The organism is Magnetospirillum sp. ME-1 (assembly GCF_002105535.1).
Taxonomy (GTDB): domain Bacteria; phylum Pseudomonadota; class Alphaproteobacteria; order Rhodospirillales; family Magnetospirillaceae; genus Phaeospirillum.
Window position 1 is genome coordinate 904,648 of record NZ_CP015848.1, and the last position, 14,368, is coordinate 919,015.

At 66.4% G+C, this 14,368-nt stretch carries 13 protein-coding genes; 10 read left to right on the plus strand and 3 right to left on the minus strand.

Annotated elements, in window-relative coordinates; all coding sequences use genetic code 11:
• Nucleotides 1-100 precede the first annotated feature (100 nt).
• The 5 genes from WV31_RS04120 (at nt 101) to WV31_RS04140 (ending at nt 6,999) form a co-directional block, all read left to right on the plus strand.
• A complete protein-coding gene (locus tag WV31_RS04120; RefSeq protein ID WP_085372395.1) occupies nt 101-1,042 on the plus strand; it encodes an SAM-dependent methyltransferase in 942 nt (313 codons plus the stop codon).
• Nucleotides 1,043-1,076: 34 nt separating this feature from the next.
• Nucleotides 1,077-2,177 (plus strand): hypothetical protein, encoded by a 1,101-nt coding sequence (locus WV31_RS04125; protein WP_085372396.1) that lies wholly within the window; start codon nt 1,077-1,079, stop codon nt 2,175-2,177.
• 16 nt (nt 2,178-2,193) lie between these two features.
• On the plus strand, nt 2,194-3,435 hold the full coding sequence (locus tag WV31_RS04130; protein WP_085372397.1) for a NupC/NupG family nucleoside CNT transporter: 1,242 nt from the start codon (nt 2,194-2,196) through the stop codon (nt 3,433-3,435).
• A 67-nt stretch (nt 3,436-3,502) separates the two neighbouring features.
• Nucleotides 3,503-6,607, plus strand: a complete 3,105-nt coding sequence (locus WV31_RS04135; RefSeq protein ID WP_237051481.1) for an EAL domain-containing protein — start codon at nt 3,503-3,505, stop codon at nt 6,605-6,607.
• A 20-nt stretch (nt 6,608-6,627) separates the two neighbouring features.
• Nucleotides 6,628-6,999, plus strand: a complete 372-nt coding sequence (locus WV31_RS04140) for a response regulator (RefSeq protein ID WP_085372399.1) — start codon at nt 6,628-6,630, stop codon at nt 6,997-6,999.
• 21 nt (nt 7,000-7,020) lie between these two features.
• Here the strand turns inward: WV31_RS04140 and WV31_RS04145 are convergent, their stop codons facing one another.
• Nucleotides 7,021-8,052, minus strand: coding sequence for a hypothetical protein (locus WV31_RS04145; protein ID WP_085372400.1), 1,032 nt, complete (start codon nt 8,050-8,052; stop codon nt 7,021-7,023).
• Between the two features lie 171 nt (nt 8,053-8,223).
• Between WV31_RS04145 and WV31_RS04150 the strand changes: the two genes are divergently transcribed.
• From WV31_RS04150 to WV31_RS04170, 5 genes are read left to right on the plus strand one after another with little or no spacing between them, the layout of a single operon-like run.
• Nucleotides 8,224-9,249, plus strand: a complete 1,026-nt coding sequence (locus WV31_RS04150) for a TAXI family TRAP transporter solute-binding subunit (RefSeq protein WP_237051482.1) — start codon at nt 8,224-8,226, stop codon at nt 9,247-9,249.
• Between the two features lie 36 nt (nt 9,250-9,285).
• A complete protein-coding gene (locus tag WV31_RS04155) occupies nt 9,286-11,103 on the plus strand; it encodes a DNA polymerase III subunit gamma/tau (RefSeq protein WP_085372401.1) in 1,818 nt (605 codons plus the stop codon).
• Nucleotides 11,100-11,423: a YbaB/EbfC family nucleoid-associated protein gene (locus tag WV31_RS04160; protein ID WP_068428657.1), complete on the plus strand. Its 324-nt coding sequence runs from the start codon at nt 11,100-11,102 to the stop codon at nt 11,421-11,423. Before WV31_RS04155 ends, WV31_RS04160 begins: the two co-directional genes overlap by 4 nt.
• Before the next feature lie 24 nt (nt 11,424-11,447).
• Entirely contained in the window at nt 11,448-12,041 is a 594-nt protein-coding gene (gene recR / locus WV31_RS04165) for a recombination mediator RecR (RefSeq protein ID WP_085372402.1), read from the plus strand.
• Nucleotides 12,042-12,097: 56 nt separating this feature from the next.
• On the plus strand, nt 12,098-12,601 hold the full coding sequence (locus WV31_RS04170; protein WP_085372403.1) for a hypothetical protein: 504 nt from the start codon (nt 12,098-12,100) through the stop codon (nt 12,599-12,601).
• A gap of 5 nt (nt 12,602-12,606) precedes the next feature.
• Here the strand turns inward: WV31_RS04170 and WV31_RS04175 are convergent, their stop codons facing one another.
• Together WV31_RS04175 and WV31_RS04180 are read right to left on the minus strand one after the other, a co-directional pair.
• Entirely contained in the window at nt 12,607-13,527 is a 921-nt protein-coding gene (locus tag WV31_RS04175; protein WP_145980730.1) for a hypothetical protein, read from the minus strand.
• Between the two features lie 149 nt (nt 13,528-13,676).
• Nucleotides 13,677-14,306 (minus strand): glutathione S-transferase family protein, encoded by a 630-nt coding sequence (locus tag WV31_RS04180; protein WP_085375452.1) that lies wholly within the window; start codon nt 14,304-14,306, stop codon nt 13,677-13,679.
• Nucleotides 14,307-14,368: the final 62 nt, after the last annotated feature.

The following is a 14,368-nucleotide window of genomic DNA, read 5'->3' on the forward strand; positions in this document are numbered from 1 at the left end:
AGCGAGGGATCTCATCCTGGCATGGCGGGACAGAACCGGTACCACCGGCCCAAGCGGAGATCCTTCGCTGCGCTCAGGATGACAGCCCGGGGGAGCGTCCATGAGCGGCGAGTTCACCGCCTATCTGGCCGCGCCCGGCTTCGAGGACGATCTGCGGGTCGAACTGGGCGATATCTCGGCCGAATACGGCCGGCTGATGCTGGCGCCCGGCCCGGCCCGCCCGGCCGCCTGGGCGCAGAACATCTGGCACGAGCCGAAGATGCTGGAGGTGGCCTCCATCGGCGAGGCGGCCAAGGCCTTGAAGGCCATCCAGCGCAACTGGTGGCCCTACGAGTTCCATCTTCACCGCCGCACCGCGCTCCTGGTGGAAAAGCTGCCCAAGGTCTCGGCCAGGCCGCTGGTCTTCGGCCAGCCCGCGCCGGCCGCGCCGCTGGGCTCGTTCACCTGGGTCGACGAGGGCCATGTACTGGCCGCCGCCGCCTGTTCCAGCCGCTTTCCCAACGGCGAGGCCGCCTTCATCGAGGACCGCGAGACGCCGCCCAGCCGCGCCTATCTCAAGCTGTGGGAAGCCCTGACCCTGGCAGGCCGAATGCCGGGACCGGGGCAGACCTGCGTCGATCTGGGAGCCTGTCCCGGCGGCTGGACCTGGGTGCTGGCCGCCACCGGGGCCCGGGTGATCAGCGTGGACAAGGCGCCGCTGGCCCCCAACGTCGCCGCCATGCCCAATGTGGAATACCGGCAGGGCAGCGCCTTCGGCATCGAGCCGGCCGAGATCGGCCCGGTGGACTGGCTGTGCTCGGACGTCATCTGCTATCCCGAACGCCTGCTGCGGCTGGTGGAGCGCTGGCTGGACAGCGGACTGGCCCGCAATTTCATCTGCACCCTGAAGTTCCAGGGCGCCACCGACCACGCCACCGCGCGGGCCTTCGCCGCCATTCCCGGCTCGCGCCTGCTGCATCTGGCCCACAACAAACACGAGTTGACCTGGATGCGGCTCGGGGATGCGGCTTGCCACCCTATGTCCTTCGGAGTAAACCAGTAGCTTCGGGGAACATCCTGCCGGGACCGAGTGCCTCATGCCTGTCGCCAAGCTTCCGCCACCGGTGGAAATCGATACCGAAACCAAGAAGCGGATCATCGAGGGTCTGAAGAAGGTGCTCGCCACCTTCCAGCAGGCCGGGCTGGTCGAGTCCTCCGTCACCTACCAGCAGGTGATTTCCGACCCGGACGTGCTGCAGGCCTTCATCAAGACCTTCCAGACCAGCCGCGAGATGGTCGACGGCATCGTCCAGGCCAAGGACGGCGACGCCCCGGTCCGCGACGAGATCACCACCCTGGTGTGCGGCGTCAGCCTGGACCAGATCCAGCAATTGCTGGTGCGGACCTGCGCCAAGAAGATCTTCGAGGCCGACAAACCCATGGAGACGGTCACCGAGACCATCACCAAGACCTCCATGTTCGGCCTGATCAAGAAGACCGAGCAGATCGAGCGTCAGGCCGTCGATCCGGTCGAGGAGCGCAAGATCCGCGAGCTGTCGCGCTACATCGCCTTCGGCTGGCAGTTGCCCCTGCTGGAAACCTACCGCACCCGGCTCTCCTATCCCCAGATCATCGAGATCGGCGAAGACATCGTGGCCCTGCCCACCGCGGCCCATATCGAGGCGGTGGCCCGGTTCGAGCCGGAAAAGCTGAAGAAGGTCAAGGCCGCCGTCGGTTCCGAATTCGGCGCCATCCTCGCCGACCGCCCCCAGGCCATCGGCGGCATCTCGGTGTGGAACCGCGACATGTACGAGTTCTATCACAAGATGCTGGGGCCCAAGGCGTGGGAGTTCTTCGCCCGCGACTCGGCCTTCTTCAACGTCTGCGCCGCCCTGGACAAGTCGGTGTCCAAGATTTTCGGCGACATGCTGTGCTACATCGCCGCCGAGAACCTGCAGGAGATCCAGCGCCTCAACATCGACAAGGTCGAGGTGATGGTCCATTCGCTGAAGACCGGTTTTGGTCCCCGCGCCTCGGAAATTCTGGCCATCCCCGCCTTCGCCAAGGATATCCTGCGCAAGGTGGTGGACAACCTCCTGCACATGACCCAGGAGAAGGACAAGCTGATGCTGGCCTTCGAACTGTCGGTCAAGGCCATGGTCCCCGCCGTGGACGAGTGGCTGGCCAAGCGGCATTGACCGCCGGTCGTCGGACATGACCGGCCAGGGCCTCATCGGCGTCGCCCTCCTGGTCGCGATAGCGTTCCTGCTGTCCGAGGACCGCCGCGCGGTGTCGTGGCGGGTCGTCGCCGCCGGGCTGGCGGTGCAACTGGGCCTCGCCCTGCTGCTGCTCAAGGTTCCCGCCGCCAAGATGCTGTTCCTCGCCCTGGACCGGGCGGTGGACGCGCTGCAGACCGCCACGCGGGCCGGCACCAGCTTCGTGTTCGGCTATGTGGGCGGCGCGCCCGCGCCGTGGACGGCGTCCAATCCCGCCTCGGGCTTCATCCTCGCCTTCCAGGCCCTGCCGCTGGTGCTGCTGATGAGCGCGCTGTCGGCCCTGCTCTATCACTGGCGCATCCTGCCGGTGGTGGTGCGCGCCGCCTCCCGCCTTCTGGAAAAGTCCATGGGCGTGGGCGGCGCGGTGGGCGTGTCGGCGTCGGCCACCGCCTTTCTCGGCATGATCGAGGCGCCGCTGCTGATCCGCCCCTACATGGCGCTCCTGTCCCGGGGCGAGCTGTTCCTGGTGATGACGGCGGGCATGTCCACCATCGCCGGAACCGTGATGGTGCTCTACGCCACCTTCCTGGACGGCATCATTCCCGACGCCATCGGCCATCTGCTGACCGCCTCGCTGATCTCGGTGCCCGCCGGCCTGATGATCGGCAAGGTCATGGTGCCCGATGCCGCCCATACCGGCGCCGGACGGCTGGATGACGTCCACCATTACGCCGGCTCCATGGACGCGGTGGTCCAAGGCACCATGGACGGCGTCCGCCTGCTGGTCGGCATCGTCGCCATGCTGGTGGTCCTGGTCGCCCTGGTCAGCCTGGCCAATGCCGGGCTGAAGCTGCTGCCCGAGGTGGCCGGCGCGCCGCTGACGCTCCAGCGCGCCCTGGGCTGGGTCATGGCGCCGGTGGTGTGGAGCATGGGCATTCCGGCCGCCGAGATGATGACGGCCGGCGCCCTGATGGGCACCAAGACGGTGCTGAACGAGCTGCTGGCCTATCTGGAGCTGGCCCATTTGCCGGACGGCGCGCTGTCGCCGCGCTCCCGTCTCATCATGACCTACGGCCTGTGCGGATTCGCCAATCTCGGTTCGCTGGGGATTCTGATCGCCGGCCTGTCGGTGATGGCGCCCGAGCGCCGGGCGGAGATCGTCGCCATGGGCGGCAGATCAATCCTTGCGGGAACTTTGGCGAGCTGCCTGACCGGCGCGATGGTCGGGCTTCTGCTGTGATTCTGCCGGGGCCTGCCGTTCGCGGCATGTTTACAATAGGCCCCGGATGTTGCATGGTCATTTGATCATGAGTTCGGGCGCCGACATCTTGCGACTGCTGATCATCGAGGACAACCCTGGCGACCAGAGGTTGATCGAGATCGAATTGGCCGACGCCCAGCCCAGTTGGAAGGTGTCGTGCCGCGCCACCCTGGGCGAGGCGTTGAAGGACGCCCCGTTCCATGCCTTCGATTGCGTGCTCTCCGATCTCGGCCTGCCCGATGCGTCGGGCATCGAATCGGTGGTGCGGCTGAAGTCCTGGGCCCCCGACAAGGCGCTGGTGGTGCTGACCAGCCTGGACGACGAGCGCGTCGCCCAGGAGGCCATCCGGGCCGGCGCCCAGGATTACGTGGTCAAGTCCGATGCCGGCCTGACCCTGCTGCCCCGCGTCATTCGCCACGCCATCGAGCGCCAGCAGGCCCAGACCGCGCTGGAAGCCTCGCACCGCACGTCCCAGGCCCTGCTGGACGCCAGCCACGACATCGCCATGCTGCTGGATGCCGAGGGCCGCATCCTGACGCTGAACACCGAGGCGGAGCAGTACCTCAACGCCCAGCCCGACACCCTGATCGGCCAGAGCATCTTCGACCTGCTGCCCCCGGGATTGGCCGAGCATCGCCGCTCGTTCCTGGACCAGGCGCTGGAAACCGGGCGCACCGTCCAGTTCGAGGACACCGACGGCATCCACTGGTTCGCCAACCGCCTGCTGGCCGTAGCCGGGATCGAGGCGGGCGAGCACCGGCTGGCCATGTTCTCGCGCGATATCACCTCGGAACGCGCCACCGCCGCCAAACTGGCCGAGGCCAAGGAAGAGGCCGACTTCGCCAACCGCGCCAAGACCGAATTCATGGGCCGCATGAGCCGCGACATCCGCACGCCCTTGAACGACGTGATCGGCTTCGCCGAGATGATCTCGGCCGAGATGCTGGGCCCGCTGACCCAGAGCGGCTATCGCGAATACGCCGATTCCATCCTCAATTCCGGCAGCCAGATCCTGAAGCTGCTGGACCGCATCACCGACGTCTCCATGCTGGAATCGGCGCTGTTGAAGGACCAGGCGTCCTACCGCGATCTGGTGGAGCTGTCGCCCGACCTGATCTGCGTCTGCGTCGACGGGGTGATCGAGCGCATCAACGCCGCCGGGCTGGGCATGCTGCGCGCGCCGTCGGCGACGGCCTGCGAAGGCAAGCATTTCGCCGAGTTCATCCATCCCGACTACCGCGCCATCTTCGAGGGCGGCCTGGACACCCTGTACGAGGAGGGCCACCCCCTGCCGGTCAAGGTGATGACCTTCGCCGGACGGGTGCGCGACGTGGAGATGTCGGCGGTACCCCTGCGGCGCGAAAGCCAGAACGCCACCCTGCTGGTGGGGCGCGACACCACCGAGGTCACCGCCGCCATGCGGGCGGTGGCGGCGCGCGAACACCGCATCCGCGCCATCATGGATACGGTGCTGGACGGCATCGTCACCATCGACGAGGACGGCACCATCCTCAACGCCAACCTGTCGGTGGAACGCATCTTCGGCCATTCCCTGTCCGAACTGATCGGCGCCAACGTTTCAGTCCTGATGCCCGAGCCCGACGCCGGCAAGCATGACGGCTACATCAGGAACTATCTGGCCACCGGCATCGGCGCCATCATCGGCGTGGGGCGCGAGGTGATGGGCAAACGCAAGGACGGCTCGCTGTTCCCCGTCCACCTGTCCATCTCGGAACTGCGGGTGGAAAAGCGCCGGCTGTTCACCGGCACCATCCGCGACCTCACCGAGAACAAGCAGCTGGCGCAACGGGTAGCCTATCTGGCCAATCACGATCCGCTCACCGATCTTCCCAACCGCACCCTGCTCACCGACCGGCTGGGCCAGGCCATCGCCATGGCCCGCAACGCGGGCCTGCAGGCGGCCATCATCACCGTCGATCTGGACGGCTTCACCACCATCAACGATTCCATGGGCCACGACGTGGGCAACGCACTGCTGCGCGAGACGGCGCGGCGCCTGGCCCAGGCGGTGCAGGCCGGTGGAACCGCCGCCCGCCTGGCCGGCGACGAATTCGCCGTGGTGGTGGCCCAGGCCCACGGCATGGACGAGGTCACCGCCCAGGTCGACCACATCCACGACATCCTCAACAAGCCCTACACCATCCACGGCACCGAGATGGTGGTGCCGGTGGACATGGGCGTGTCGGTCTTCCCCCGGGACGGCGACGACGCCCTGGACCTGCTTCGCAACGCCGAGATGGCGCTGCACAACGTCAAGCGCCGCAGCGACCAGCGCAAGGGCTATTTCGACGCCGCCATGTCCTTCGCGGTGACCGAGCGCATGACGCTGGAGCGCTCCATCAAGGACGCGCTGCGGGCCGGCCAGTTCGAGATGTTCTACCAGCCGCAGGTCCGCCTGAGCGATTACGCCCTGATCGGGGCCGAGGCGCTGATCCGCTGGCGCCATCCCGAACTGGGCGTCATCACCCCCGACAAGTTCATTCCCGTCGCCGAGGAAACCGGGCTGATCGTCCCCATGGGCAGCTGGGTGCTGCGCCAGGCCTGCACCCAATTGCGCCTGTGGAACGATTCCGGCATCGACAGCCTGCGGCTCGGCGTCAACATCTCGGGCCGCCAGTTCCGCGAGGCCGATCTGGCCGACATCGTCGCCGACTGCATTTCCGAGACCGGCGTCAACGCCAGGGATCTGGACCTGGAACTGACCGAGAGCATGCTGATGGCCGATGGCGAGGGGACGCTGAAGCTGCTGCGCTCGCTGGCCAAGCTGGGCGTGACGCTCTCCATCGACGATTTCGGCACCGGCTATTCCTCGCTGGCCTATCTGAAGCGGTTCCCGGTGGATACCGTGAAGATCGACCGCGCCTTCGTGCGCGACCTGGACCAGGACGAGGACGGCCGCGTGCTGGTCAACGCCATCATCTCCCTGGCCCATTCGCTGTCGCTGAAGACCATCGCCGAGGGTGTCGAGACCGAGACCCAGGCGGCGCTGCTGGCGCGGCACGGCTGCGACGAGATTCAGGGCTACATGATCGGCCGGCCCATGGCCGTCGCCGACTTCACCACCTTCGCCAAGGGTTACCGCCCGCGCAACCCGGACAGGGTCGCCGTGCTGCGGGCGGGACAGAATTGAATGACTGAGAGGATCGGGTCATGAGCGGTACCGTCGTCGTCGTTGAAGACAACGCGATGAACATGAAGCTCCTGGAACAGGCGCTGACCATCGCGGGCTACACCACCGTCAAGTCGTCGGATGGCGACGGGCTGGTCGATCTGGCGGCCGGCAGCGGGGCGGGCGTCATCCTGATGGACATCCAGTTGCCCAAGTATTCCGGCATCGACCTCTTGAAGCAGCTTCGCTCCGACGACCGCACCAAGGGTGTGCCGGTCGTGGCGGTCACCGCCTTCGCCGACCCGGATTCCGTGGCCGGATTCATGGAGGAAGGCTTCAACCAGGTGATCACCAAGCCCATCTCCATCCGCAAGCTGCTGGACGAAGTGGCGCGCTATTGCGGCGGAGAGTGAGAGCGGGACGGGACCACGCCGCTACTGGGCGGTGAACTGCTTTTCCACGTCCTTGATCAGGTCGATGCCCTGAATCATCTCGCTCATCATGAAGTCGGCCCGCTTGATGGGGCCGCCCGAGCTGGGGCGCGGGAACATCTTGGCGAACGAGCTCATCTTCACCGTCAGGCCGCACAGGGCGGCGCCGATGGTGACGTGATAGCGCTCGATCATGCCCTTCACCGAACGGAATTCATCCTGGGAGATGTTCTCCCACATCTCGCGGGTGCGCTTGTCGAACACTTCCAGCCGCCCCGAGATCGAGGCCGAGATCGAGTTGATCACCTCCTCGATCATGTCGCAGGTCTTCATCAGATTGACGTTCTGCTTCAGCTGGAAATGGGTGCGGATGGGAGCCAGCGCCTGGACGCAGGCGGTGAAATAGGGCTCCAGCCGGTCGAGGCAGTGGCGGAAATACGATAGCGACATGAAGGTGTCGCCGTAATCCTCGAGGAAGCGCGGCACGTCGAAGATGTCGATGTTCAGGCTTTGCGCCATGGTCTCGAGACGCTGGCGGGCCTTCTTGACGTCGGGGTCGCGGAACAGCTTTAAGAGGTCGTCATAGGTCTCGATGTTCACCGCCTCGTCCGCATAGATCATCTTCATCAGCGGACGGGTGAACATGATCATGTAGCGGGTGAGCTCGTTGGCCTTTTCCGGCGACAGCTTCAAGGCCGCGTAGTCGTTCACCGGAATGCCGTGCTCGCGCAAGCTGATGCGCAAGGAATAGACGTCGTAGCTGGGCAGCAGCGCCAGGCGGCGCAGGATGCCGAGATCGGGATGAATCTGCTCGGTCGGCCAGCCGAACATGGCCGGCAGGGATTCCACGTCCACCTGCCCCGAGCCGGTCTGCACATCCGAGAACAGCTCGACCGCACTGCGCAGCCGCACGTTCTTGATGAGCTTGGCGCTCTGCAGGGCGGGAGTCTGGAGCGGGATGATGGACAACGGCAGCACGAACATGGAATCCATGTCGCTGTCGTTGATAGGCTTCAATCCGTCGTCGTCTGACATTTTACTCTCGGTCCCCATCCCGAGCGCTTATTGTGCCTGCTTTGCCGCCGATCGCAATGGGGAACATGAGTCCAATTCCGTTTGGATGTGTCAGTTACATGAGGAATTTATGATATTTGTCGTGTATCCTCACGCCTCGTGATACGTCGTTTCCGTGGGGGGAAATCTGCCGTGCCTGCAAGACTGCCCGAGCGTGCCATCCGCTTCATCTTCGCCGCCGCCCTGCTGCTCTGCTTGGGGGGCGGGCCGGCGGCGGCGCAGGATATCCGCTTCTTCCAGATCGGCACCGGCCCGACCGGCGAGACGCGCTTCGCCTTCGGCGGCCTGATCGCCAACGCCATCAGCAACCCGCCCGGCTCGCGCGAGTGCGACAAGGGCGGCTCGTGCGGGGTGCCGGGCATGGTGGCGGTGGCCAAGTCCACCGGCGGCGCCATCTCCAATATCGAGGCCATCGCGGCCAAACGGCTCGACGCCGCCCTGGTCCAGGCCGACATCGCCTATTGGGCCTATCACGGCACCGGCATCTACAAGGGCAAGGGCGCGGTGCAGAACCTGCGGGCCATCGCCATGCTCTATCCGGAAAGCCTGCATCTGGTGGCCCGCAAGGATGCCAGGATCCATTCGGTCAAGGACCTCAAGGGCAAGCGGGTGTCCCTGGGCGACAAGGATTCGGGCGAACTGGTTCACGGTCGCCTGCTGCTGGCCGCCTTCGGCATGACCGAAAGCCAGTTCAAGCAGAGCTTCCTCAAACCCGGCCCCGCCGCCGATTCCATGGCCGCCGGGCAGCTGGACGCCATGCTGGTGGTGGACGGAATGCCGGTGCCCATCATCGCCGAACTGGCCCAGCGCACCGACATCGTGCTGGTCCCCCTGGCCGGCCCGGAAGTGGACAGGATGCGGTCCACCTATCCCTTCTTCTCGGCGTCCTCCATCCCGGCCGAGACCTACAAGGGCATCGAGGGCGAGGTGAAGACCCTGGACGTGGGCGTGGTGCTGGTCACCGGCGCCGAACGGCCCAACGACCTGATCTACGGCGTCACCCGCGCGCTCTGGCATCCCAACACCCGGAAACTGCTGACCGAAAGCCACCCGCGCGGCAAGCTGGTCAACCTGTCGGCCGCCGGCCTGGACAAGCTGGGCATCCAATTGCACGGCGGCGCCTCGGCCTATTATTTCGACGCCGGAGTCACTCACTGATTTGCAGGGCATGACCGCTCGTACTATCTTGCCACCATGAGCGAGACCGCCACCAACGATTCTCGGGGCCCCACGCCCTATCGCGTCCTGGCCCGCAAGTACCGGCCCACCGACTTCGCCGGTCTGATCGGGCAGGAGGCCATGGTCCGCACCCTGTCAAACGCCATCCGGACCGGGCGCCTGGCCCATGCCTTCGTGCTGACCGGGGTGCGCGGCGTGGGCAAGACCACCACGGCCCGCATCATCGCCCGCGCACTCAACTGCGTCGGCCCCGACGGCAAGGGCGGCCCCACCATCGACCCTTGCGGCCAGTGCGAGCATTGCCGCGCCATCGCCGAGGATCGTCACGTCGACATCCTGGAGATGGACGCCGCCAGCCGCACCGGCGTCAACGACATCCGCGAGATCATCGAGGGCGTGCGCTACCGCCCCACCTCGGCGCGCTTCAAGGTCTACATCATCGACGAGGTCCACATGCTGTCCACGGCGGCGTTCAACGCGCTGCTGAAGACGCTGGAGGAGCCGCCGGAACACGTGAAGTTCGTGTTCGCCACCACCGAGATCCGCAAGATCCCCGTCACCGTCCTGTCGCGCTGCCAGCGCTTCGACCTGCGTCGCGTCGAGATGGAGGTGCTGGCCCAGCACTTCGAAGGCATCGCCGCCAAGGAACAGGCCGAGATCGAGGCGGCGGCGCTGAAGCTGATCGCGCGCGCCGCCGACGGTTCGGTGCGTGACGGACTGTCGCTCCTGGACCAGGCCATCAGCCACGGGGCCGGCGCGGTGACCGAGGCCCAGGTGCGCGACATGCTGGGCCTGGCCGACCGCGCCCGGGTCTTCGACCTCTTGGACGCCATCATGAAGGGCGACGTGGCCACGGCGCTGGACCAGATCACCGACCAGTACGCCGCCGGCGCCGACCCGGCGGTGGTGCTCCAAGACATGCTGGAGCTGGTCCACTGGCTGACCCGCCTGAAAGTCACCCCCGACGCCGCCGACCAGCTGGGCGCGTCCGAGACCGAGCGGGTCAAGGGCGCCGAGATGGCCAAAGCACTGTCTCTGGCGGCGCTCACCCGCGCCTGGCAGATGCTGCTCAAAGGTCTGGGCGAGACACGGGGCGCCCCCAACCCCTTGCAGGCCGCCGAGATGGCGGTGGTGCGCCTGGCCTATGCCGCCGAGCTGCCAACCCCGGCCGAACTGGTCGAGCAATTGCGCGCCAATCCCCCCCCGCCCCCCGCCCCGCGCGGCCCCGGCGGCGGTGGCGGAGGTGGTGGCGGCTTTGGTGGTGGCGGCGGAGCCGACGCCGTCTCCGGCCATCATGTGGGCGGCGGCCCGGTACACGGCCCGGCCACCGCGCTCAAGCTTCAGCCGGCCCCCGCCGCCGAGACGGTGGCGCTGCCCGCCATGCCCGCCGATTTCGCCGCAGTGGTGGCGCTGTTCTCCGAGCGGCGCGAAGGCCTGATCGCCGTGCAGCTTAGGACCCAGGTCAATCTGGTCTCCTTCGCCGCCGGCCGCATCGAGTGGCGCCAAAACGGCACCGCCGGTTCCGACCTCGCGCCCAAGACCGCCCGCCTGCTGTCGGAATGGACCGGACGGCGCTGGACGGTGTCGGTCAATTCCACCGACCCGGCCCAGCCGACGCTCGCCGAGCAGGAGGCATCGGCCGAATTGCGCCGCCGCCAGGACGCGGCCGAAATGCCGCTGGTCAAGGCGGTGCTGGCCGCCTTCCCCGGCGCCAGCATCGAGGCGGTGCGCGACCTTGGCACCGAAGAGGATCTGCTGCCCGCGCCCGCGCCGGTCGAAGACCCCGAGGCCATCGCCGACGACGAACTGATCCCTGGAGAGGAAGATCTATGAAGAACCTTGGCAACCTGATGAAGCAGGCCCAGCAGATGCAGTCCAAGATGGCCGAGATGCAGGCCACCATGGCCGAGATGGAAGTCACCGGCTCGGCCGGGGCCGGCATGCTGCAGGTGACGCTGAACGGCAAGTACGAGCTGAAGAAGGTCAAGATCGACCCGTCCCTGGTGGACCCCAGCGACGTCGAGGTGCTGGAAGACCTGATCCTGGCCGCCTTCAACGACGCCAAGACCAAGGCCGAGACCGCCATGGCCGACGAGATGGCCAAGCTGACCGGCGGGCTGAACCTGCCGCCCGGCTTCAAGCTGCCGTTCTGATCCCGTAACAGGACCGCCATCGCAATGGTCGGCCCCGAGATCGAGCGCCTGATCCAACTTCTTTCGCGGTTGCCGGGGCTGGGCCCACGCTCGGCTCGGCGCGCCGCCCTGCGGCTGGTGGAAAAGCGCGAGAGCCTGCTGGTGCCCTTGGGCCAGGCCATGGCCGAGGCCGCCGCCAAGGTGCGCACCTGCTCGACTTGCGGCAATTTCGACACCATCGATCCTTGCGCCATCTGCGCCGACCACCGCCGGGATTCCTCGCTGCTCTGCGTGGTCGAGGACGTGGCCGGGCTATGGGCCATGGAGCGTACCGGCAGCTTCAGGGGCCGCTACGCCGTCCTCGGCGGCCTGTTGTCCGCCCTGGACGGCATCGGCCCCGATGATCTGGGCATCGACTCCCTGGTGGCCCGCGCCCTTGATCCGGCCGTCACCGAGGTGATCCTCGCCACCCCGGCCACGGTGGAGGGCCAGACCACCGCCCATTACGTGGCCGAGCGGCTGGCCGGGTGCAACGTCACCGTCTCGGGCCTTGCCCACGGCGTGCCGGTGGGCGGCGAGCTGGACCACCTGGACGACGGCACCATCACCGCGGCGCTGCGGGCGCGGCGGGTGTTTTAGCCGCAAATACCGCGTGCTACACTGCCGGCATGATCCCGCGATGGCTGCCGCCCCTGATGATTCTGCTGTGCCCGGCCCTGGCGCTGGGGGCGGAGCGGATTGCCCCGCCCAAACCCTCAGACCTACCGCCCATCGACCCGCCGGGGGTATGGCACACGCTCACCCAGGATGACGCCACCACGGACAGCAAGTGCATCGGCAAGCCGGTGACACCGCTTTGTGCGGTGGAGACGATCCAGGCTTGTTTTACTCGCAACGATGAACGCTTGTGCCAAATTGGCAAGGGACCTGCGTATCGACCGCTGGATCTCGGGACGGGACGGCTTACTCATTACATCCGCTATCGGGTGGCGGGGACCGCCATCATCACCAAGGCCAATCGGAACGCCTATATCGTCGAACGCATGGTGCCCCGTATCGGGGACATTGTGCTGGAACTGAACGATCTCCATTGTCGCAATTCAACATGTGGACCGGAAGGCGGACCACCCACCAGTTACATCCTGCGTCGGTGGGAGCACGGTTGGTACGCGGCCGAATGGTCCACGCCGCGCTGGTGATGGGTTCAGCGCTGCCGCAGATAGCGGAAGTGTTGGTTGCGGTCTTCTTCCAAACCATCCAACTTTTTGCTTCGAATTCGCTGAAGAGCGTCCAGCAGTTGCCCCCGTGTTGCCGGATTTGTAGCGAATTCCCGGTATACCCCGAAGGTTCCCGGCCCCATCCGGCCATCGAGGCCGACGACGCCAGGCATGACTTGATCCAGCGCCCGCTGGATCATTTCCGTTCCGCCTTTAGGGCCGAAACGGAATAGCGTGTCGGCCAGGGCGGAGGCGGCGAACGGGTTTCCTATCGCTTCCAGCGCCCGATGGCCGCCATCGACTCCGCGCAAAGCCCGGTCGAAATAGTCGCGGTAAATGGCGGCACGCTGCGGTAACGTCAGCAGGTTGGGTGTCGCGATCCCCTCCAGGCCCGGCACGCCCGCCATGGCATCCCTCAGTGTTCCGATGGTGATGCCGCTGGAGGTCTTGTAGCGGGATGTGGGGTCCACGGCGATGCCGCCCTCGGCGGCAAAGATTTCGCCGTAGCTGAAGGCCTCGGCGTCGCCCACTTCGGGCAGGCCCGCCACGGCGCCGGTGAAGCCCCGCCAAGCACCGGGCTGGTTGGCGAAGACTTCGGCCTTCCAGGCCGGAGCAGCGGCCGCCTGATCGAGCAGATTCGGCTGGCCGCCGGTCTCCAGCCAGATCATGGGCTGCGGTGCTGAGGCTCCGCCGCTGTCGGCGGCATCCAGCAGATTACGGCCCCCGCCCCGCTCGTCCGGACCTGCGGTCCAGCGACCGTGCCAATCGCGAGGTTGATCGGGGTTGTAGTGACTTCCGCCACCACCGCCGCCGTCATCGCTTCCCGCGCTGTCGGTATAGGTAAAGGCGCCGCCGCTGCCTTCCCCATCGGGACTGCGTGCAGGGGCAAAGGGAATAGAAAACCGCATCCGAAGCCTCCATCCATAGGCCGAAATAAAACGCCCGGAGCCAGTTCCTGGCTCCGGGCGCGTTTCGGGTGTTGATGGATGGCAAGATTACCAGCAAAACAGGCTTGGATCAAGCGATGTTCTCTTTTTGTTTTTGCGAGGCGTCCCCATCACCCCCCCGCCACCTTGGCCTCCTTGATCCAGGCCTGCATGGCCGGAAGGGCCATGACCGCGTCGCAATAGGCGCTGGCCACCGGCCCCACCGGCAGGCTGTAGGTGCGGATGCGCGTCACCACGGGGGCGTACATGGCATCGGCGTTGGTGAAGGCGCCGAACAGGAAGGGGCCGCCCTGGCCGAAGCGGGCGCGGCAGTCGGTCCAGATGGCGTCGATGCGGGCCACGTCGGCTTTCACGTCATCGGGAATCTCGGCCAGAACCTGATCCTCCACCACATCCATGGGGCAGGTGGAGCGCAGCGGGACGAAACCCGAATGCATCTCCGCCGAAATGGAACGGGCATGGGCGCGGGCCTCGCGGCTTTCGGGCCATAATTTGGCCTCGGGGAAGCGTTCGGCCAGATATTCGCAGATGGCAAGCGAGTCCCAGACCTTGACGCCGCCGTCCTCCAGCATGGGGATCTTGCCCGACGGCGACCATTGGAGAATCTTTTCCTTGGTGTCGGGCTGGCGCAGCTCGATCAGAACTTCGCGGAAGGGGGCGCCCGTGGCCATCAAGGACAGGAAGGGCCGCAGTGACCAGGAGGACCAGCGCTTGGTGCCGACGACGAGGGTGAGTGACATGACGCTTCCCAAACCGTGGATGGTCACCGATCATGGGAGCAAGCCAAGGCTGCCTTCAATAG